21 protein-coding genes are annotated in these 18,657 nt (G+C 62.1%); 8 read left to right on the top strand and 13 right to left on the bottom strand.

Going from position 1 to position 18,657, the window contains the following annotated elements; all coding sequences use genetic code 11:
• Positions 1–41 precede the first annotated feature (41 nt).
• On the top strand, positions 42–1,496 hold the full coding sequence (locus tag AADW23_RS09810; RefSeq protein WP_341860762.1) for an AMP-binding protein: 1,455 nt from the start codon (positions 42–44) through the stop codon (positions 1,494–1,496).
• Positions 1,497–1,518: 22 nt separating this feature from the next.
• On the opposite strand, the gene AADW23_RS09805 is transcribed toward AADW23_RS09810, so the two are convergent.
• The 5 genes from AADW23_RS09805 to AADW23_RS09785 form a co-directional block, all read right to left on the bottom strand.
• Complete coding sequence (locus tag AADW23_RS09805) at positions 1,519–2,556, bottom strand: diguanylate cyclase (RefSeq protein WP_341860761.1); 1,038 nt, start codon at positions 2,554–2,556, stop codon at positions 1,519–1,521.
• Complete coding sequence (locus tag AADW23_RS09800) at positions 2,553–3,140, bottom strand: heme NO-binding domain-containing protein (RefSeq protein ID WP_341860760.1); 588 nt, start codon at positions 3,138–3,140, stop codon at positions 2,553–2,555. Before AADW23_RS09800 ends, AADW23_RS09805 begins: the two co-directional genes overlap by 4 nt.
• 82 nt (positions 3,141–3,222) lie before the next feature.
• Positions 3,223–4,782 (bottom strand): trimethylamine methyltransferase family protein, encoded by a 1,560-nt coding sequence (locus AADW23_RS09795; protein WP_341860759.1) that lies wholly within the window; start codon positions 4,780–4,782, stop codon positions 3,223–3,225.
• Positions 4,783–4,884: 102 nt separating this feature from the next.
• On the bottom strand, positions 4,885–5,583 hold the full coding sequence (locus AADW23_RS09790) for an HAD family hydrolase (protein WP_341860758.1): 699 nt from the start codon (positions 5,581–5,583) through the stop codon (positions 4,885–4,887).
• On the bottom strand, positions 5,580–5,858 hold the full coding sequence (locus tag AADW23_RS09785) for a DUF3572 domain-containing protein (RefSeq protein ID WP_341860757.1): 279 nt from the start codon (positions 5,856–5,858) through the stop codon (positions 5,580–5,582). The genes AADW23_RS09790 and AADW23_RS09785 overlap by 4 nt, the downstream gene beginning before the upstream one ends.
• Positions 5,859–5,971: 113 nt before the next feature.
• Between AADW23_RS09785 and AADW23_RS09780 the strand changes: the two genes are divergently transcribed.
• Positions 5,972–7,366, top strand: coding sequence for a diguanylate cyclase (locus AADW23_RS09780; protein WP_341860756.1), 1,395 nt, complete (start codon positions 5,972–5,974; stop codon positions 7,364–7,366).
• A gap of 29 nt (positions 7,367–7,395) precedes the next feature.
• Here AADW23_RS09780 and AADW23_RS09775 read toward each other — a convergent pair whose 3' ends face one another.
• From AADW23_RS09775 to AADW23_RS09760, 4 genes are all read right to left on the bottom strand, one after another.
• Positions 7,396–7,881: a periplasmic heavy metal sensor gene (locus AADW23_RS09775; protein WP_341860755.1), complete on the bottom strand. Its 486-nt coding sequence runs from the start codon at positions 7,879–7,881 to the stop codon at positions 7,396–7,398.
• Positions 7,874–8,245, bottom strand: coding sequence for a hypothetical protein (locus tag AADW23_RS09770; protein ID WP_341860754.1), 372 nt, complete (start codon positions 8,243–8,245; stop codon positions 7,874–7,876). Before AADW23_RS09770 ends, AADW23_RS09775 begins: the two co-directional genes overlap by 8 nt.
• Positions 8,235–8,819, bottom strand: coding sequence for an RNA polymerase sigma factor (locus AADW23_RS09765; protein ID WP_341860753.1), 585 nt, complete (start codon positions 8,817–8,819; stop codon positions 8,235–8,237). The genes AADW23_RS09770 and AADW23_RS09765 overlap by 11 nt, the downstream gene beginning before the upstream one ends.
• A gap of 110 nt (positions 8,820–8,929) precedes the next feature.
• Positions 8,930–9,451 (bottom strand): hypothetical protein, encoded by a 522-nt coding sequence (locus AADW23_RS09760; protein ID WP_341860752.1) that lies wholly within the window; start codon positions 9,449–9,451, stop codon positions 8,930–8,932.
• 155 nt (positions 9,452–9,606) lie between these two features.
• Between AADW23_RS09760 and AADW23_RS09755 the strand changes: the two genes are divergently transcribed.
• Together AADW23_RS09755 and AADW23_RS09750 are read left to right on the top strand one after the other, a co-directional pair.
• Entirely contained in the window at positions 9,607–10,014 is a 408-nt protein-coding gene (locus AADW23_RS09755) for a DUF983 domain-containing protein (RefSeq protein WP_341860751.1), read from the top strand.
• Positions 9,987–10,679, top strand: a complete 693-nt coding sequence (locus AADW23_RS09750; protein WP_341860750.1) for an NUDIX hydrolase — start codon at positions 9,987–9,989, stop codon at positions 10,677–10,679. Before AADW23_RS09755 ends, AADW23_RS09750 begins: the two co-directional genes overlap by 28 nt.
• A 118-nt stretch (positions 10,680–10,797) precedes the next feature.
• On the opposite strand, the gene AADW23_RS09745 is transcribed toward AADW23_RS09750, so the two are convergent.
• A complete protein-coding gene (locus tag AADW23_RS09745) occupies positions 10,798–11,712 on the bottom strand; it encodes an EamA/RhaT family transporter (RefSeq protein ID WP_341860749.1) in 915 nt (304 codons plus the stop codon).
• Positions 11,713–11,748: 36 nt separating this feature from the next.
• Complete coding sequence (locus AADW23_RS09740; protein WP_341860748.1) at positions 11,749–12,645, bottom strand: fatty acid desaturase; 897 nt, start codon at positions 12,643–12,645, stop codon at positions 11,749–11,751.
• Positions 12,646–12,728: 83 nt separating this feature from the next.
• Between AADW23_RS09740 and AADW23_RS09735 the strand changes: the two genes are divergently transcribed.
• Positions 12,729–13,598, top strand: coding sequence for a helix-turn-helix transcriptional regulator (locus AADW23_RS09735; RefSeq protein ID WP_341860747.1), 870 nt, complete (start codon positions 12,729–12,731; stop codon positions 13,596–13,598).
• 46 nt (positions 13,599–13,644) lie between these two features.
• Here the strand turns inward: AADW23_RS09735 and AADW23_RS09730 are convergent, their stop codons facing one another.
• Both AADW23_RS09730 and AADW23_RS09725 read right to left on the bottom strand, forming a co-directional pair.
• Positions 13,645–14,274 (bottom strand): GDSL-type esterase/lipase family protein, encoded by a 630-nt coding sequence (locus AADW23_RS09730; RefSeq protein WP_341860746.1) that lies wholly within the window; start codon positions 14,272–14,274, stop codon positions 13,645–13,647.
• A gap of 6 nt (positions 14,275–14,280) precedes the next feature.
• On the bottom strand, positions 14,281–15,324 hold the full coding sequence (locus tag AADW23_RS09725) for an aldo/keto reductase (RefSeq protein ID WP_341860745.1): 1,044 nt from the start codon (positions 15,322–15,324) through the stop codon (positions 14,281–14,283).
• 123 nt (positions 15,325–15,447) lie between these two features.
• Here AADW23_RS09725 and AADW23_RS09720 point away from each other — a divergent pair, with 123 nt between their 5' ends.
• The 3 genes from AADW23_RS09720 to AADW23_RS09710 all read left to right on the top strand — a co-directional run bounded on the left by AADW23_RS09720 (position 15,448) and on the right by AADW23_RS09710 (position 18,655).
• On the top strand, positions 15,448–16,083 hold the full coding sequence (locus AADW23_RS09720; protein WP_341860744.1) for a hypothetical protein: 636 nt from the start codon (positions 15,448–15,450) through the stop codon (positions 16,081–16,083).
• 103 nt (positions 16,084–16,186) lie between these two features.
• On the top strand, positions 16,187–17,407 hold the full coding sequence (locus tag AADW23_RS09715; RefSeq protein WP_341860743.1) for an MFS transporter: 1,221 nt from the start codon (positions 16,187–16,189) through the stop codon (positions 17,405–17,407).
• A gap of 72 nt (positions 17,408–17,479) precedes the next feature.
• Entirely contained in the window at positions 17,480–18,655 is a 1,176-nt protein-coding gene (locus tag AADW23_RS09710; protein WP_341860742.1) for a serine hydrolase domain-containing protein, read from the top strand.
• Positions 18,656–18,657: the final 2 nt, after the last annotated feature.

The following is an 18,657-nucleotide window of genomic DNA, read 5'->3' as shown; positions in this document are numbered from 1 at the left end:
AAGCCCTCACCCGTCATATCGGGTGCCCAAGAGACGAGCCGATGACCAATCCACTGCATAGCGCCCTTCTGACCCACCAGCCCGATGAAGCGGTTTTTCTCACCGAACCCGGCGGCGCGCCGTTGAGCTACGGGGCGTTGCGCAGGTCCGTTTCCACCACGGCCGCCGCGCTGGCCGCCACGGGTGTTGCGCCCGGCGACCGGGTGCTGTGCCAGATCGCAAAATCCCCCGAGGCGCTGATCCTGTATCTGGCAACGGTCACTGCGGGGGCGGTTTTCGTGCCCCTCAACACGGCCTATACGCCGGCGGAATTGGATTATTTCCTAGAAGACGCTGAACCCGCTCTGCTGATCCTTGACGCTACAACCCAAGCAGCCCGCCCCGTCGCCAATGCGCGTGGCGTCGCTGTCGCGGCACCGGCCGACCTGGTGCATGCGGGCGGCGCGACGATGGCGCCTGTCCCACGCCAATCAGAGGATTTGGCAGCGATCCTTTACACCTCGGGGACGACCGGACGCTCCAAGGGGGCGATGCTGACCCACGATAACCTGATCTCCAACGCGCTTGCACTGAAGGATCACTGGCAATTCACGGCGGACGATGTGCTGTTGCACGCCCTGCCCGTCTTCCACACCCACGGGCTTTTTGTCGCCACAAATGTCATCCTTGCCGTGGGCGGGCAGATGATTTTCTGCCCCTCGTTCAACCTCGATCAATTGGCGGAATTGGTGCCGCAGGCCACGACGATCATGGGCGTGCCGACTTTTTATACAAGAATGATCGGCGACCCACGCTTTGACCGTACATCCCTGTCGCACATGCGCCTGATCATCTCGGGCTCTGCGCCGCTTTTGGCGGAAAGCCACAAAGCGTTTGAAGCGCAGACGGGCCATGCGATTTTGGAACGATATGGCATGACCGAGACGAATATGATCACCTCCAACCCCTACAAGGGCGAGCGCCGCGCGGGCACCGTTGGCCACCCCCTCCCCGGCGTTTCGCTGCGCCTTGCCAACCGCGACGACGCGGGCATTGGCGGGATTGAAGTACGCGGGCCGAATGTGACCCCCGGTTATTGGCGGAACACGGAGAAGACGGACGAAAGCTTCACCAAGGACGGGTGGTTCATCACCGGGGATTTGGGCCAAATGGACGCCGATGGTTATGTGTCTATCGTCGGGCGCGAAAAGGATTTGGTGATCTCTGGTGGATTCAACATTTATCCCAAAGAGGTTGAGGTCGAAATTGACGCCCTGCCCGGCGTCGTCGAAAGCGCCGCCTACGGGGTGGCGCACCCCGATTTGGGCGAAGCTGTCGCCGCCGCTGTGGTGCTGGAGGCCGAGGGCATCACCGACGCCGCCGCGATCATCGAGGCGCTTTCAGACAGGTTGGCCCGCTTCAAGATCCCACGCCATATACGGATACTGGACGAATTGCCCCGCAACGCGATGGGTAAGGTTCAGAAAGCAGAGTTGCGCAAAGCTGACCACGGGTGAGCAATGCACCTCCGCCCCGTGATCACGGTTGTCGGGCCGCGACAGGCACTCTTCCGCCACCGTTCGAGATCACAAAACGCCCCCGTCCAGCGTTCTTGGCCTGATACAAAGCGCCATCAACGTCCGCCAGCACCTGTTCAATCGAGGGGCGGGTCCGGTATTGATCGGTTGATACGATACCCACACTGGCTGACACGCTGCATTGGGTATCTTCCACCTGAATTGGTTGTTCGATCCGGTCAATCAGCCGTGCCGCGACACTTCCTGCAACATCATCGGACATCGCGGGGCGCAGGATCACCAGAAACTCATCCCCGCCGACGCGAGCGGGCAGATCGGAGCGGCGCAATTCCTCGGTCAGGATGCGCCCCACCTCCATCAAAACGGCGTCCCCTGCGGCATGGCCGTAAGTGTCGTTCACGTGTTTGAACAAATCCAGATCCAGGTGGAGGAGAGAGAAATCATGGTTCCGCTCCATCAGCAGATGCTCCAACTCATCATCCATCGCGCGGCGGTTTTTAAGGCCGGTCAGCACATCGGTTCGTGCCTGTTCCTGCGCTGCCGCATGGGCAGCTTGCAGTCGTTCCGACAAATGGCGAGACAATTGCGAGGTGGAGGCGTTCGCCTCATGCAGATACAGAAGCTCAATCGTCTGATCGCAAGGCGAAAAGTCATGAAGGGTTAGGGAAAAGTCGGCCACGGCCCGCGCGAATGACAGCCCCAACGAGATATCGAGGATCATCCCCTTATCCCCACGCAAGGGCATAATCACGCCCCGCAAAGGCAGATGATCCGCTGACCGAGGCACCAATGACAACCGTTGCCCGACCCGGTGCTTCACATCCTCAAAACTGTTGATTCCGCCCGGGCGGCGGAGATCGAAAACGTCAAGCAATGGCACACCGGTCAAGGGCGCGTCGCCAAGAATTTTCAGGATCGTCGGGCCCGCGTGCGCGATGCAGCCGTCAGTATCCAGCACCACATGCATCGGCATCAACAGGTCCAGCACCTCTAGTGGCAAAGAGAGACGAGTGGCGGCATCCGAGGTGCGAATATTCATAGAGTCGCCTCGGCCAAGACGAAGTTCCGGCCTTCGGCGTGATGTGCGTCGTGGATGACGATATTGAGGCGATCCCCCCCGCTATCACTGGACACGAACCGCAAAAACGCCAAGGCGCCGTAGTCATCTGCCATAGCGCGCAGGGAGCCCAACAAAAGCGCTCCGATCCCCGGCAACCGCCAATGGGCGATGAGTTCATACTCTGCCACGTCGATCTGGCGCACGGTGATTTCGGGCACCTCTATGTCCGGGATCGCCATGCGACCTCGATCGGCTAACTCCTCTAGGGACAATACAAATTCAGCAAAACTTGCCCCACCAAATCGAAGCAAACGGCGCAGCGGGTCCAGCGGTGGGTGGGTGATCAGGTAAGTGCCCAGGTCTTCCAACACCGAAAGCTCGGGTTGATGCACGATTCGGGTCAAAGCTTCGAAGCACGACACAGTCAGCACATCATCATAGTGCAACATGGCTTCAAACTCATCAAAGCGAAGGTCGGCGACAGACCGGACCTCTGCCCACACGTCTTTCCCGTAGGTTTCGACGATGAACCCTTGAAGCGCGCGATTGATCATCCCGTGCATGGCTCAACTATATCCTCTTCAAGGGGCTCCTGAGGGAGAGCCTAGCGAACAGAGGTAAACAAACCCTTTGCCGCCCGAGAGATTAGAAATCGGTCGGCGCGCCGCCCTCGGATTTTCGACGGGCCACGAAATCCGCCAATTCATCTTTGATCGCCACGTCCATGGGCGGTGCCTCGAACTCTCCGAGGATTTCTTTGTAGGTTTTGTGGGCGCGTTCGGCTGTCCAAACGGCGCCATCCAGCCGCCAGGCTTCAAAGTTGCGCCAATCTGACAGGAAGGGGCCGTAGAACGCCTCTTGATAGCGGTCCTGGGTGTGCTGGCAGCCGAAATAGTGGCCGCCGGGACCCACTTCCTTGATCGCGTCGAAGCCCAGATCGTCCTCGGACACGCCCGTCATCTGCGGCTCAAAATAGCGCTGGATTTGCTGGATCACCTCGCAATCCATCACGAACTTTTCGGGCGACGCGATTAGCCCCCCCTCCAGCCAACCGGCGGCATGGTAGATCATGTTGGCGCCCGCCTGCACGCCAGACCAAAGGGAATTGGACGTCTCCCACATCGCTTGTCCGTCGGGGACATTCGCGGCGCAAACGCCGCTGGCCCGCATCGGCAAGCCGTAGAACCGCGCCATCTGACCGGTCATCTGGGTGGCGCGCATGTATTCGGGCGTGCCGAAGGCGGGCGCGCCCGACTTCATATCGACGTTCGAGGTAAACGTCCCAATCGCCACCGGGCAGCCCGGCGCGATCCACTGCAGCAGGGCAATCGCGGCCAGCCCCTCCGCAAGGCTAAGTGACACCGCGCCTGCCAGCGTCACCGGCGCCATGGCTCCGGCCAAGGTGAAGGGCGTCACCACCACAGGTTGCCCGCGCCGCGCCAAACGCATCGCTCCATCGAGCATGGGGAAATCGTGCTTCAAGGGCGAGACAGAGTTGATGTTGGTATACATCCGGGGCGACGCATCAAATTCCGCGTCAGTCAGGCCGCCCGCGATGCGCACCATCTCCATCACATCATCAACACGCTCCGCCCCGAGGGAATAGGCGTGAGCGACTTTGTCGGTGAGGGTTAATTTCTCGTACAGGCAATCGAGGTGCCGCACGCTGGCGTGCACGTCAATCGGCTCCACCGGATAACCGCCCGCGAAGTGGATGCAGTTGAAATACTGCGTCAGCTTGATGAATTCGACATAACTCTCCATGTCGCCGGGGCGCTTGCCGCGCTCCATGTCCCAGGCATTGGGCGGAGAGGAGACGTTGCCGAAAACCATGTAATCGCCGCCCATGATCAGCTTCCGCTCCGGATTGCGCGGGGTGATGGTGAAGGTCTCAGGCGCTTTTGCCACCATCTCCTCCACGAATTCAGGGTCAAAGAAGACGTTCTGACCCTCAACCTTGCAGCCCGCGTCGCGCAGATACCCCACTGCCTCATCGTTGAGAAACTCGATCCCGATCTCTGACAGAATTCGCATTGCCCCCCGGTGCAACGCCTGCACGCCATCGGCTTCCAACGGCTCGGTCGGGCGGTCGTTGTTGCGGGGCAAACGCCACGGCTGCTGGTCGATCACATGGGCGGTTGCGCGTGCGGTCCCGGCAGCTCGGCCTCCGGCGCGGCGACGGCGGGGTGGTTTGGCTTCGGCCATGGGGCAGACCTCCTTCTGGGCTGCCTTAACCATCACCCAAGCACCTGCGCCCGCGTTTGGCCGATTGCGACGGCGCGGCGTCGTATTTGGCCCTTCCCCGGGTCAGAGCGTATCGAGCCACCCCCCCAGAGCGGCGATATCGGGCAGGACGACATCGGCGTGGGGCGCCAGATCATCGGCTGTCGCCACCCCGGTCAGAACCGCGACGCAGGTGAACCCGGCCGCCCGGCCCGCGTCCATGTCGTGGGTGCTATCGCCCACCATCACCAGCGCATCGGAGGCGAGACCCGTGGCATCGGCAAAAGCCAAACACATGCCCGGGTCTGGCTTCGCGCCAAAGCCACTATCGAAACCGCACACCAGATCGAACACGTCCAGCGTGTTTTCCGAGGCCAATTGCGCCTTTGCAGCCCGCTCTGCATCATTGGTCGCCACCCCAAGGCGTAACCCCCGCGACTTGAGGTTCATCAACGTGGGCCGCAGCGGCACCGCCGGGGCAAGGGGCGTCTGCGCGGCTTGGGTCACTAGAAACTCGTGTATCTCAGAGAAGTTACGATCGGGTAAATGATCGGCAATCACGCGAGACACTTCGTGGGCCGGACCTGCGATCACGAAGCTTTCGGGGCGAAAAGTACGTGTAGGGCGGTCGTAGGCGAGCGCATCGGCCAGGGTTTGCGCCAGCGCCTCGTCCCCCTGCGCCAACGCCTCAATCATCCGGTGCGCCCACGCGCCCCAAGTCTTTTGGAAGTCGAACAGCACGCCGTCTTTGTCGAAGACAATTCCCTGGATGCGCAACGTCATGTCCAGTTCACCTGCTCTCCGCCGGGCAAGGCGGCGCGGATCAGCACGAATTCCTGGGCCGCGATGCCTGTACCCTCGGCCCCTTGGATCACCCAATTGTCGTCCATCAGCAGAAAGTCCATGAGCGAGGCAAGGAACTCCGGCTCTGCGGCACGGGCGCGGAGATCGTCCTCTCCGACGCCGGTGGCCCCCATGAAGACCGGTAGGATTTCATCCTGCCCTGCCAGCCATGCCAGCAACGCCAGCGCCTTTGTTTCGGCGGTTTCTTGCTGCATCCTTATTCTTCCAATTCTTCTTAAAGGGTTTGTTAACTTTTCGCGTTCACATTCTGAATGCATAAGTAAAACTGCTTATTCGACTTAAAACGGTAACACGAGGTTAAGGGCACATGGCGGGACGGATACTTGTCGTTGACGATGTTGCGACCAATCGGATCGTGATGAAAGTCAAACTGACGGCCGCGTGTTACACCGTTGAGCAGGCAGAGAACGGGACGGAGGCCCTGAAGGCCGCTCGGAGCTTGAAACCGGACCTTATTTTGCTGGACGTCATGATGCCTGACATGAGCGGGTTGGACGTGTGCCGGGCCCTCAAGAAAGACCCTGAAACCGCCGATATTCCCGTTGTGTTGATCACCGCCCTCACGGATCGCTCTGCCAAGATGGATGGGCTGGAGGCCGGTGCGGACGATTTTCTGACCAAACCGGTGGAGGAAGTCACGCTTCTCGCACGGGTGCGGTCGCTGCTGCGGACCAGTGATTCTGTAAAAGAACTGCGCGGGCGTGGCGACACGGTGTCGGCCTTTGGGTTCGCCGAGGCCGCGCTTGGGTTCGAGGGGAAAACCCACCCCGGTCGCGTCGCTCTGGTGGCCCCCGGCCCCCGTGGCGCGGTCCTGTGGAAAGCCGCCATTGATGCCCGCACCGGAACCAATGTGGAGATCATCTCCAAGGACAACGCCCTCTCCCAAAATGCGCAGGACGCAAACACGCCGGACGTTTTTGTGATCTCGGTCGATTTAAGCCAGCGCAACGAAGGGTTGCGCCTGCTGTCCGACCTGCGATCTCGCCCCGGCACACGCCACGCCGCCTGCGTTATGATTCTGCCAAAAGGCGATAGCGAACGAGCCGCAATCGCGTTGGACCTAGGGGCCAGTGACGTGCTGCACGACCCGTTCGACGCAGAAGAACTGGCGATCCGAATTTCAGCGCAACTGGACCGCAAACGTCAATTCGACCGGATGCGCGAAGGTGTCCGCGCGAGTATCGAAGCCTCCATCACCGATCCCCTGACCGGGCTATATAACCGTCGCTTCGCCCTTCACCGCATGGAACAAATGATCGCCCGGCCCGGCGCGGGACTGGCCGTCATGATGATAGATCTGGACTACTTCAAAAGCGTTAACGACACCTTTGGCCATGCTGCCGGTGACACGGTGCTGCAAGAGGTTGCGACCCGTTTGCGGGGGCAACTTCAGGCCAACGATCTCTTGGCCCGCATCGGAGGGGAAGAGTTTTTGGTCGCCCTGACCGGGGCCAGTGTGCACACCGCCAAGCAATGTGCCGAAAGGTTGCGGTCGTGCATCGGCGGGACTAGCTTTGATCTGGGGGGTGACACCTTCCCCATTCGGGTGACAGCAAGCGTCGGTCTGGCTCTGCCAGAGGGGTTGGAAGATATCTCATCCATCACGCCAGAGGCATTGATCCACAAGGCCGATACCGCCCTTTACGGCGCCAAGGCCCATGGACGTAATCAAGTTAGCCATATCTGCGGGGCCGCGGCCTAACGCCCGCCACTTCGGTTCCTCCCACCTGATTACGGACGGCGGTTGCGGCGCGTGACCTCATCCAAACTATCGGCAAGCGCAATACGGTCTTCGAAACTCATCGTTTCGATCTGATCCAGCAGGGCCGTGTGGCCAACTTCTTGCAAAGCGACCACGAGGTTGCGGGACCGCGTTAACGCCGCTTCCACACCGGCTCGGTCGAACGGCTCCACCCGCAACGCCTGCTCGATCTGGCGCAACTCACGGCCCACTGCGCGGCGTTCTTCGCGCAGTTCCACCCCGTTTCGGGTAACCCGTCCGCGCAGTTCGTCACGATCCTGAGGCGACAAGGCCCGAGAGAACGGCCCCAGCCCCAAGGACCGCAGCGCCATGGAGTGTTCCACCCGATCTCTCATTCCGTCGCCGCGCGCGAAGGCGCCAAACACCAATCCGGCCACTGCAAGGTTCACCGCCAACGAGATCACCAGCACCACCTTCACCCACTTCGGGCTTCGCGGTTCATTGCCCTCAGACATCACCGTCCTCCGTCCAGAAATCTGCCATGTCGGGGGTCATTTCAAGCGCATCGGTGCCGAAAGACAGGCTTGGGCCGTCCAGCAAACCCGATACAGTATCGGGTGAATAGAGCCCGACCGCCAGCCCCATCACCCCCGCCGCCGTGATGCCGGAAACCGCGCTCCAACCGCCGAGCACGCCAAGCAAGCCCGCCCACCATGTCGCGCCCGAACCGTCCCGCACAATGGGCACGCTTGCCGCATTGATGCCTTGCACAGCTTCGGCATCCGCCAACACGCGGGCCATCAAGTCGGGCCCGAAGCCATCCGCCTTGGCCTCGGCAAACAGCGCCTCCAGCGGGTCTTTGTTATGCTCATCCGTCATATCCCAAGGCCTCCTTCTTACCTTCCAGCGCCGCCTTCAGCGCCCTTTTTCCGCGTGCTGTCAGGCTTTCGACAGCCTCCACGCCAATCTCCAGAACCGCCGCAATTTCGGGGTTCGACAAGCCTTCAATGTGGCGCAAGACCACTGCCTGCCGCTGCCGTTCAGGCAATTCGGCCAGCGCGGCATCCAGGGCCACCATGCGGCGTTGGTCTTGCAGGCGGGCATCCGCGCTGGGGCTGTCATCTGCAAAATCATCGTCACCCAATTCAACCGAGCGCCCGGACCGGCGCAGCCGATCCACACACAGATTGGCCACCACCTTATGCAACCAAGTCGAGGGCTTGGCCGTCCCGTCCGTGCGCCAGTCCGCCGCCGCGCGCCACAGGCGTAGCATGGCTTCTTGCGCCACGTCTTCGGCATCCGACGCATGGCCCAACACCCGCACCGCATGGCGATACGCACGCGGCAGCAGACGCTCGCTCAACAGACGCGCGGCCTGTGGGTCGCCATTGGCGAACAGGACCATCAAAGCCCCATCATCCAACGCGCCAAGCTGTGTGTCGGCCGTGGTCATTCTGCCTGTCTATCCTGCTGCGCGTCTTCAGGAAATGGGCCGCCGTTATTGGAACGATGCGGCCCCTGCCCGATGAAGGGGGCCCGCCAATCGGCAGGCCCCACCCCGTTTTAGTTCCCACGGCCACCGTGGCGACGGCCCATCCGCTCTAGCATCTGGGCAACGGCTTCGTCGAATTCGGCCTGTGTCACGGACCCGTCGCTATTGGCGTCCATGCGCTCGAACATCTGCTCCGGGTTCGGGCCACCGCGCCCGCCGCGACGCCCATGGCCCCGACCTCGACCGCGACCTTCTTCGCGGGCCTCTTCCATCTCGGCCACTGTCAGCTCGCCATTACCATCGGCATCGGCGCGTTCCAGCAGACGGTCCACACGGGATTCTGCCCGGTCTTGGGCCTGCGCCAGTAGCTCGTCCCGAGATAACGCACCGTTGCCGTCGGCGTCCGCTGTCTCAAAACGGTTGGAGCCTGCGGCCTGAAGCTCTTCCAAGGTCAGGGCTCCGTTACCATCGGCATCCATCTCCGAGAAGATCATCCGCGGCCCACCTTGGCGATCTGCTTCCTGGGCCAAAACCGGCGCACTCAGCGCGAGTGGGATCAAAAGGGCCAATGTGCCTGCTTTCAGGAAAGTCATACGAGTGTCTCCTTTGTTTTGCTCGTCTGCTTAATCTCACGGGGGGCGGGCGCACTTCCGTCGGAAAAAGTTTTAAGTGCTGCGATGGGGGACGTGCTTTCAAGTCGCACGGGCATCCCCTTTACCTATTTCAGCGGAAGGGCCATTTTGCGCCCATGACACAACACACTCAGACAGCGCCTGCGGTTCACGCCGTGTTGGACGCAGATGCGGAGCGGCCCGTCTGGCCCGCGATCCGCAAAGGCATGAAGCATTGTTGCCCCAACTGCGGTGAGGGCGCGCTGTATGAAAAGTACCTGAAGTTGAACAAGACCTGTTCGGAATGCGGCGAGGATCTAAGCCGCGCCCGCGCCGATGACGGCCCGGCCTATATGTCGATCCTTGCGACGGCCCATGTAATGGGGTCGTTGCAGCTGTTGGTGTATGAGTTGTTTCAACCCTCGGCCTGGGTGATGGCGGTGACGTTCTCCATTGGCGTCGTGGTGATGGCGCTCGCCCTGCTACCTCGGTTCAAGGGGCTGATCGTGGGCGTACAATGGGCCAAACGGATGTACGGGTTTTGATCGACAAGACAGCCATTCGCGACGCGGCCACGGGGATCGTGCTACGCGATGCCGCAACACGCCCAAGGGTTCTGATGGGACAGCGCGGCAAGGATGCGGCGTTCATGCCGTCTAAATTTGTTTTCCCCGGCGGGGCTGTGGATGCCGTGGACGCGAAAATCCCCTTTGCCCGCCCCCCTGCCCCCGATTGCGCCGCACGCCTTTCCCACGATGGTGGCAATGGCACCGCGCTGATGGCCGCCGCCGTGCGCGAGATTTGGGAAGAGACGGGTCTGTTACTGGGCGCCAAAGACGCCCGTGCCGAGGCGATGGACGCCCCCAAGGGGTGGCGCGGCTACTTGGCGACGGGTCATCTGCCAGATGGCGCGGCGATGGAATATGTGTTCCGCGCCATTACGCCACCGGGTCGCAGCCGACGGTTTGATGCCCGGTTCTTTTTGGTTGATGCTGAGGGTCTGGCCTCTGATCCCGATGATTTCTCGGGGGCGGAGGATGAGTTGAGCCATCTGCAGTGGATTCCTCTGGATGAAGTGCGCAGTTTCGACATGCCGTTCATTACCGAAGTGGTCCTTGCAGAACTGGCTGCGAAGGTAGAGGGCCGCGCGGCCCCCGGCGTGCCGTTCTTTGACAACGGCACGGAAGAAAGCCGGTTTTACAGGCTGTAACCTGGATGGCGGCTCTGGGCGCGTAAAAGCGGCGTGCAAGGGGGTGTTGGAAGCGCCGTTCAAGGGGGGCCAGCCCCCTGACCCCCCGCGATATTTTTGAAAAGATGAAGGAGGCCGCCTAGACTCGGAAGCCTGCCCACAGGACCAGGGCGAGGGACGCGATGATGAGGGCGATGCCAATGATTTCGGTGCGGCTGGTTTTCTCACGCAGCCAGAAGGCGGAGAAGAGGAAGGTGAACAGAAGCTCCACCTGCCCCAGGGCTTTGACATAGGCCGCCGTTTGCAGGGCGAAGGCGATGAACCACCCCATGGAGCCAAGCATGGAGGTAAGCCCGGTCAGCGAGGAGATGCGCCATGAGGCGAAGACGGCGCTGATTTGCCCTGGCTCCCGCAGGGCGAGCCAGAGACCGAGGGTGGCGGTTTGCACGATTGTCGCCGTGAGCAGCGCCATGGCGGCACGGAGCGGCGCATCGCCGCCCTCCAGCGACAGGATTGCGCCCCGGTAGCACACGGCGGATATGCCAAAGAGAAGCCCCGAGGCGAGGCCGAAGCCGGAGGCCGCGTTAAAGATCCGGGCACGCCAGGGCAGGCCGTCTTCCTGGGGCGGATCGGAGAGAACGAGCACCCCCACAAAGCCCACGCCGATGGCGACAAGGACCGAGCCGCGGACGGCTTCGCCCAAGACCAGAAGGCCGATGAGCGCAGTCAGGATGACCTCGGATTTCTTCAGGGTGATGCCGACATAGAAGTTACGGCGCGAAAAGAGCGCAACGACGCAGGCCGTTGCCGTCATTTGCGCGAGCGCGCCGGAAATGGCGTAGTTCCAGTAGCCGGAGCCGATCTGAGGCCAAGCCTGTCCGCTGACGGATTTATAGATCAGCAGGGCCAGCGCCACGAGGGGGGCGGCAAAGGCGAAGCGGGCCCAGGTGGCCCCACCGGTGGAAAGTGTCGTGACCTTCAGGTGGCGTTGTAGCACGAACCGGAGGTTTTGCATGAATGCGGCAAAGAGGGTGGCAATGATCCAAAGGGGCATGGGTGTTCCATGGGCCCCAAGCAAAGAGATGCCAAGCTATTTTTGCGGGTAGAGCGGGTGGGCCACGGGATCTTTGGCGCGCAATAGGTAGTGCCGGAAGATCTGGCGATAGCTGGCGTAGCGATAGCCGTCGTTGCTGCTCAGGTATGCACTTCGATTGGCCACGTAGAGCTTCGGCAGGCGATACCAGGGCACGCCGGGGTGCATGTGATGCACGGCGTGGAAGTTGTTGTTGAGAAAGAGAAACGCCAGAAGCCCGCGATCTTCGACCACAACGGTGCGCCCGGGGGCGGAGATATGGGCCTGATGTTCCAGGAAGGTGCGGATTTTCAGCACCGATAGGGCGCCGTAGCTGGCGAAAAGGTAGTGTCCAAGCGACGTGGGTGAGGCGATGATAAGCGCCACCACCGGCACCGAGGTCAAGACATGCCAGCCCCAAGCGCGAAGGACGTCACGGTTTCCGGCGCGGATCAGGCGGGCTTCGGATGCAATGAAGCTTGCTTGCCCCAGAAGGGGCCCGATGAGAATACGGCCAAGGAGTGTATTGTTCACTTGCAAAACGGCGCGACACACTGGCGGAAGATTGCTCCAACGCACCGGGTCCAGATAGTTGGTTTCGGGGTCGTCATAGGGGTCGGTCAGCGTTTCGTCGGTGTGGTGGGCCAAATGGGTGTCGCGAAAGCGCAGAAATGGCACGGCAAGGTTGAGGGATGCCATGACCAGTGCCTCGGACAAGCGGCGATTGGCGAAGGGGTGGCCGTGGATAACCTCGTGCTGGAGCGAGGCTTGCAGGGCGATCACCGGGATCAGGATTGCCACCGCCACGACGCTCCACGGGACCCAGAACAAGGTGGCGGCCCAGGTGCCGTAACACGCAATAAGCAAGGCCAGAGTCGGCCATTCTGGGTGCAACTTGTCGGCTCGTGTCATCATGTTTCGGTGATAAGGCACCTTGATTGTCAGGAGCAGTCAGGGTCTTCTCTACACAAATCAAACTTTGCTGGAAAAAATCAACAATGCTGAGTTCTCAGAGCAGAGCCACACGGGCACAGGTGTTTCGAGAGCGATTGATCGCCGCATTAACCACGTCCGGGATGAGCAGAGCCGCCTTGGCCCGGGCGGTGAACATTGACCGCTCCACCGTGACGCAGATGCTGGCCTTGGGCGATGCGCGGGTGCCCGGAGGGCATGTGGTGGCGGCCTGTGCCCAAACGCTCGACGTGTCGGCGGATTGGTTGCTTGGCCTGTCGGACAGGCCGGAACAGGCGGGAAAGTTGCTGGCGACCAGCCTGTCTATCTCGGAAACCGGGCGGGCGACGACGCTGGACGACCAGATTTTCGAATGGCAGCGAGAGGCCGAGGGCTACAAGATCCGCCACGTACCCGCGACCCTGCCAGACATCTTGAAAACCGATGCCGTGTTGCGGTGGGAATACGCGCCGCTTACCCACCGCAGGCCCGATCAGGCGATTGATGCCGCCGCCCAACGCCTTGATTGGTTGGCGCTGACCCTGAGCGATTATGAGATGGCGATGCCGGTCCACGAGTTGGAAAGCTTTGCCCGTGCGGAAGGGTATTACACGGGGCTGAGCGCGGATGTTCGCGCCGAGCAGCTTGATTGGATGGCCGATATCTACAACCGCCTGTATCCGGCCCTGCGGATCGTTCTGTTCGACGCGCGCAGCACCTATTCGGCCCCGGTCACGGTGTTTGGGCCGAAAATGGCGGTGCTCTATATTGGCCGCCACTACCTTGCGTTTCGCGACAAGGATCGCGTGCGAACGATGACGCAGCACTTTGATGGCTTGGTCCGAGACGCCTCGGTGGCATCCCACGATGTGTTAGCAGTGCTTGAGCGTCTACGGTCTGAAATCCATTATCCGTAACGCGCCGCCGCCGCTCCGGTCGCATCGGCCCCCGCGCGGGTTGCGTTCAGCCTGACCCGTCAAGCAGCGAGGCCACAAGCGGCGCCAAACCTTGAGCCAAGGCGCTGTGACCTGCCTCGTCCAAGTGGACGCCGTCTACGGGCGACACGGCGGCGTAATCTTTGGCAGCGGCAAATTTCACACCCGTGCGGGCGGCGGCCTCGGCCAGATGCTGATCCAAGCCCTGCTGTCGCGTCACCGCACCGGCAAAGGCATCGCGCAGAACGCCGGTTTCCGTGACCGGCGCCGGGGCAATCACGAGGATGCGGGCCGATGGCACCAAGGCCCGCGTGATGCCGATCAAACGCTCCACCGATCTTGCGATATCGAAGGCGGATGTGGCGAAGCGTGGCTTCAGGTCATTGGTGCCCAACATGATGATGACCGCGTCCAACGGTACATGGCTGAGCAATACGGCGGGTAGTACCGCAGCGCCATTACGGGCGCCGCCATCAATCGGGTCTTCATGGACGGTGGTGCGCCCCGGCAGACCTTCGGTGAAGATCGTGTGGCCCGTCAGGTCGGCCAAAACATCAGGCCAAGGCACGCCCGGTTTGAAACGGTCGGATTGGCCCAACGCCCGCAAGGGAACGGTGCCGTGGGTGTTGCTATCACCAAAGATCAGGATACGGGACATGGGCGATCAATACGGCATTGGGTGTTGGCGATGAGTCTCGTTCAGATCATCCATGACCTCATCGGACAGCGCAATGTCTTTGCCCTCAAGAATGTGGGCCAACTGCTCGGACGTGGTCGCGCCGAAGATCGTAGACACCACGAAGGGCCGTTGCACGGTGAAGGCCAGCGCCATGTGGACGGGGTCCAGCCCGTGTTTGCGCGCCACGGCGACATAGGCATCGGCGGCAACCAAAGCGCGTGGCGTCATGCGCCCGCCGAGGCCCGGCGACAGAGTTTGACGAGACCCCGCCGGCTCCGCCCCGCCGCTGTATTTGCCGGTCAACAAGCCGGTCGCCAACGGCGAGAACGCCAGAAGGGTCACCTTCTCGTGGTACGACAGTTCAGCCATGTCGGTGTCGAAGGCCCGACACATCAAAGAGTATTCGTTCTGCGCCGTTTGCACCCTTGGCAGGCCATGTTCCTCGGCCAGTCGCAGCCATTGCGCGGTGCCCCATGCGCTTTCGTTGGACAGGGCGAAATGCTTGATCTTGCCGGCCTTTTGCGCGGTAGCTGCGGCCTCCAGCACGTCTCGCATGTTGTCGAGGATCTCGTCCCGATCGCCCTGGGGGGCGTAGGTCCAATTCTGGCGGAACATGTAGCTGCCGCGATTGGGCCAGTGCAGTTGGTAGATATCCACGTAATCCGTTTGCAGCCGCTTGAGCGAGGCATCAAGCGTGTCGGCAAAGGTGGCTGAGGAGATCGGCTGACCGGGGCGCGCGAACCCATCGTTCAGGCCCGAGTGCTTCGTCGCCAGCTTATATTCCCCGCGCCGCGACGGATTGGCGGCGTTCCAGTTGCCGATGGTCTTTTCCGTGTTCCCGGTCGTGTCGGCGCTGACGGGGTTGACCGGATACATCTCGGCGGTGTCGACCACGTCAATTCCGGCCTCCAGCGCCATGTCCATCTGGCGATGGGCGTCCGCTTCGGGGGTCTGAGTGCTCCACGTCATGGTGCCGAGGCAGTAGTTGGTAATCGTCTCGTCGGTCGAGCCTAGGGGGATCGCGCGCATAGGGGGGCCTTTCGTGAAGCGGTGTTCAGGCAGCCTTGGGGCGGGCTGCGTTGCGGCCAACCTAGTCAGCTTTCGGGCAGGTGCAAGGGTTGAGAACATAGCAAGAACATCTATACTGCCCCCATGGATATCACCACGCTTACCCGTCAATCCCACCACAAGGCCCGGCCCGGCCTGCGGCTTCTGGATCAGTTTGATCTGGCAGGTGCGCGCGCCCATGAGTTCTGCGGCCACGGGCGGCGGCGCTTGGCCCTTTGGTTGGCGGCGTCCGACAAGCAGACCGATATCGCCAGCCAGATCCTGTGGATCAGGCCCGAGTGGCACCCCGATCGCCTGCATCTGGCGGGGGTCCGGCAAGAGATTGACCCCGGCCGCCTGATCTTTGTGGAATGTTGCCGCCCCGGAGATCTTTTGTGGTGCATGGAAGAAGCTCTGCGGGGTGGGTTGAACCGTCTGGTGGTGTTGGACCTGCCAGAGCCTCCGGGCCTGACGCCCGTGCGTCGTCTGCATTTGGCGGCCGAGGCGGGACGCGAGAAGACGGGTCGCGCCCCTGTGGGCGTGATCCTGACCCCCGGCGATGGCGGAGCCGCCGGGGTCGAGAGCCGATGGCAGTTGATGCCAGACCACACCACCGACGCGGATCGCTGGCGGCTATCGCGGCTGCGCGCGCGCACCGCGCCGGTGGCCGATTGGGCCGTGACCCGAAGCGCGCGTGGCGCGGTTCATGTCGTGCGACCCACGGCGTTGGAGCCCGCCTGAGGCGCGGCATTCCCGCCCCAAACGACCCAGCATGACGCAAACGGACTTGCGCCCCTGCCCCCACAAGCGCACAAAAACCGCACCCTAGCCAACAAGGCTGTCCATGCGTCTTTTGATTTCCTTCGCCGCCCTGTTCCTTTCGGTCATCCTGCTGCAACTTTCCTCCAGCGGTGTGGGGCCCTTGGACGTGCTTTCGGGCACAGAGCTTGGCTTTACCAACGGGCATATTGGGCTCTTGGGATCGGCGCATTTCCTGGGCTTCTTCGCCGGATGCTGGTGGGCTCCGCGTCTGATGGGAACGGTCGGCCACTCGCGCGCTTTTGCGGTTTGCACGGCCTTGGGCGCGATTGGGTTGATGGCCCATATGCTGATCATCAACCCCTATGCCTGGGCGCTGATGCGGGTCGCGATCGGGCTTTGCATCGCGGGATGTTACACGGTGATTGAGGCGTGGTTGCAAGCCAAGGCCACGAACGAGAACCGCGGCCGCACCATGGGTATTTACCGGATGGTCGATACCAGCAGCCAACTCGTGGCACAGTTCATGATCGGCGTCTTGGCCCCGGCCTCCTATGTGTCCTACAACCTGTTGGCGATTTTGTGTTGCGCCGCCCTGCTACCGCTGACGCTGACGCGCCTGAAGCAACCAGAAAGCCACGGCACGCCGCGCCTTCGCCCCTGGCTGGCCTGGCGTCTGTCGCCCCTGGCGGTCAGCGGCGTGGTGGTAGCGGGGGTTTCCTCGGCCTCGCTGCGGATGACCGGGCCGCTTTACGGCCAACAAGTGGGCTTGGCCGCCAGCGACATCGGCCTGTTTCTGGCCGCCTTCGTTTTAGGCGGCGCCCTGGCGCAATGGCCGGCGGGTTGGTTGGCGGATCGCTTTGACCGGCGCTGGATCATGATCGGCTTTTCGGCGGCCTCCATCGTGTCATGTGCCGTGACCGTGGCCGTGCCGGTCCTTGGGGCAACGGGCGTTTTCGGGGCGGCGTTGCTGTTTGGATTTACCACCTTCCCGATCTACTCGATCTCGGCGGCCCATGCGCACGATTGGGCCCGCGATGACCAACGGATCGAGCTGTCAGCCGCGCTGATGTTCTTCTTTGCCTGCGGGGCCATCGTCGCGCCACTGGCCACCTCGGGGCTGATCTCTGCCTATGGCCCCGCGGCCCTGTTTTACTTCATTTCCGTCGCCCATGTCGGGCTGATCGTATTCGGCCTGATCCGCATGGGCCGCCGCGCCGCATCGGATACGCGACAACCCTACATCTGGATACCGCGCACCTCATTTCAGGTCGGGCGCATCTTTCGGCGCCATCAGGACAAATAACGCCCCATCCGCGTCTCAATTCTGACGCCATCGCCCGCGATATTCTGCCCAACAAAACAGGCAGAGCATCCCATGACCTTCATCCTCCGCACCCTTTGTGTCGTTATCGGCACCGCATTCCTCTTTGCCGTGGCCAATCTCGCCATTTCCGGCCTTCCTGGAAGCCCAGAGCAAGTCGAGGTTGCCTCTGCCGCAAGCGCACCTCTTGCGCCGCCCGCAGCCGAGGTCAGCCTGCGCGACATGGCCACATCGTTGCTTGGCATCAGCCCGCCTCAGGCCACGTCCCCCACGACCGCGCCGATCATCCCAATGCCGCAAGCGGACGCTGCTGCTCCCTCTTCTCTCGCGACCGATATTGAGGGGGATTGGCGCAGCTGGATGGCCGACAATGGCCTGACGCAAGGCGCTATGGTGGTGCTGTTTCCCGATGGCACGATGCACCGCGCGGGCCTGGCGCAGGCCACCGATGCCAGCGTCCCCGTGGCAAGCCTGTCCAAAGCGATTACCGGAATTTGCATGGACGTTGTGCTGCAAGATCAAGGGCTTGGCTGGTACACCTCCTTGGGGGATATCGCCCCGCAGATGTCCGCCGTGCGTGTTACGCCGCAGCCCTGGAATGCCCAGATCACCCTGGCGGCGCTGGCCAATCATACCTCTGGCCTGGCGCCCGACCTGACCCAAGGCACCATGGGCAGCACCCTTCATGGCGCCCTTGGCCTGCATCGCCGCATCGCCTCCGAAGCCCTGCGCGAAGAGAATATGCGGGGCACCGCGCGCAGCTATTTCTACAACAACACCAATTACGCCGTGCTTGGGGTCGCGATCGAAGCCCTGACCGGGCAATCGTATTCCGAGGCCTGCATGGACCGCGTCCTCGCGCCGGCAGGCATTACCGACGCTACGATCCACGGCCGCATGGGGTCTCGGTCGTCCTATGGCGGCTGGGAGATGTCCGCCGAAAGCTACGCGCGCCTTGCGCAGCATTGGTTCTCGGCCGGGAGCGGTCTTGTGGCGCGTCCGTTTGATCGGCCGATGCATGACAACTACTCGGTCGGATATACGATCGAGGGGCGCGGCGATGGGGCTCAGGTTTCCCATGCTGGCTCGTTCTGCAATGGCGACCGCACCGGCACCGGCGCCTATTTTCACGCCCGTGGCGATGGGGTGGTCTTCTCCGCCAATTGGACTGGCGTTTGCGTATCGGCTTCCGACACGGGGCTTGGCCGGATGATTGCAAGCCGGATGTGACG

The organism is Gymnodinialimonas sp. 57CJ19 (assembly GCF_038396845.1).
Lineage (GTDB): Bacteria > Pseudomonadota > Alphaproteobacteria > Rhodobacterales > Rhodobacteraceae > Gymnodinialimonas.
Note: the sequence above shows the minus strand (reverse complement) of the source record. Positions and strands in the feature narration are given on the sequence as shown.

Excerpts from the sequence above, each read along its gene's own strand:
- AADW23_RS09810 (WP_341860762.1), top strand. The coding sequence starts at position 42 with ATGACCAATCCACTGCATAGCGCCCTTCTGACCCACCAGCCCGATGAA.
- AADW23_RS09805 (WP_341860761.1), bottom strand. The coding sequence starts at position 2,556 with ATGAATATTCGCACCTCGGATGCCGCCACTCGTCTCTCTTTGCCACTA.
- AADW23_RS09800 (WP_341860760.1), bottom strand. The coding sequence starts at position 3,140 with ATGCACGGGATGATCAATCGCGCGCTTCAAGGGTTCATCGTCGAAACC.
- AADW23_RS09795 (WP_341860759.1), bottom strand. The coding sequence starts at position 4,782 with ATGGCCGAAGCCAAACCACCCCGCCGTCGCCGCGCCGGAGGCCGAGCT.
- AADW23_RS09790 (WP_341860758.1), bottom strand. The coding sequence starts at position 5,583 with ATGACGTTGCGCATCCAGGGAATTGTCTTCGACAAAGACGGCGTGCTG.
- AADW23_RS09785 (WP_341860757.1), bottom strand. The coding sequence starts at position 5,858 with ATGCAGCAAGAAACCGCCGAAACAAAGGCGCTGGCGTTGCTGGCATGG.
- AADW23_RS09780 (WP_341860756.1), top strand. The coding sequence starts at position 5,972 with ATGGCGGGACGGATACTTGTCGTTGACGATGTTGCGACCAATCGGATC.
- AADW23_RS09775 (WP_341860755.1), bottom strand. The coding sequence starts at position 7,881 with ATGTCTGAGGGCAATGAACCGCGAAGCCCGAAGTGGGTGAAGGTGGTG.
- AADW23_RS09770 (WP_341860754.1), bottom strand. The coding sequence starts at position 8,245 with ATGACGGATGAGCATAACAAAGACCCGCTGGAGGCGCTGTTTGCCGAG.
- AADW23_RS09765 (WP_341860753.1), bottom strand. The coding sequence starts at position 8,819 with ATGACCACGGCCGACACACAGCTTGGCGCGTTGGATGATGGGGCTTTG.
- AADW23_RS09760 (WP_341860752.1), bottom strand. The coding sequence starts at position 9,451 with ATGACTTTCCTGAAAGCAGGCACATTGGCCCTTTTGATCCCACTCGCG.
- AADW23_RS09755 (WP_341860751.1), top strand. The coding sequence starts at position 9,607 with ATGACACAACACACTCAGACAGCGCCTGCGGTTCACGCCGTGTTGGAC.
- AADW23_RS09750 (WP_341860750.1), top strand. The coding sequence starts at position 9,987 with ATGGGCCAAACGGATGTACGGGTTTTGATCGACAAGACAGCCATTCGC.
- AADW23_RS09745 (WP_341860749.1), bottom strand. The coding sequence starts at position 11,712 with ATGCCCCTTTGGATCATTGCCACCCTCTTTGCCGCATTCATGCAAAAC.
- AADW23_RS09740 (WP_341860748.1), bottom strand. The coding sequence starts at position 12,645 with ATGATGACACGAGCCGACAAGTTGCACCCAGAATGGCCGACTCTGGCC.
- AADW23_RS09735 (WP_341860747.1), top strand. The coding sequence starts at position 12,729 with ATGCTGAGTTCTCAGAGCAGAGCCACACGGGCACAGGTGTTTCGAGAG.
- AADW23_RS09730 (WP_341860746.1), bottom strand. The coding sequence starts at position 14,274 with ATGTCCCGTATCCTGATCTTTGGTGATAGCAACACCCACGGCACCGTT.
- AADW23_RS09725 (WP_341860745.1), bottom strand. The coding sequence starts at position 15,324 with ATGCGCGCGATCCCCCTAGGCTCGACCGACGAGACGATTACCAACTAC.
- AADW23_RS09720 (WP_341860744.1), top strand. The coding sequence starts at position 15,448 with ATGGATATCACCACGCTTACCCGTCAATCCCACCACAAGGCCCGGCCC.
- AADW23_RS09715 (WP_341860743.1), top strand. The coding sequence starts at position 16,187 with ATGCGTCTTTTGATTTCCTTCGCCGCCCTGTTCCTTTCGGTCATCCTG.
- AADW23_RS09710 (WP_341860742.1), top strand. The coding sequence starts at position 17,480 with ATGACCTTCATCCTCCGCACCCTTTGTGTCGTTATCGGCACCGCATTC.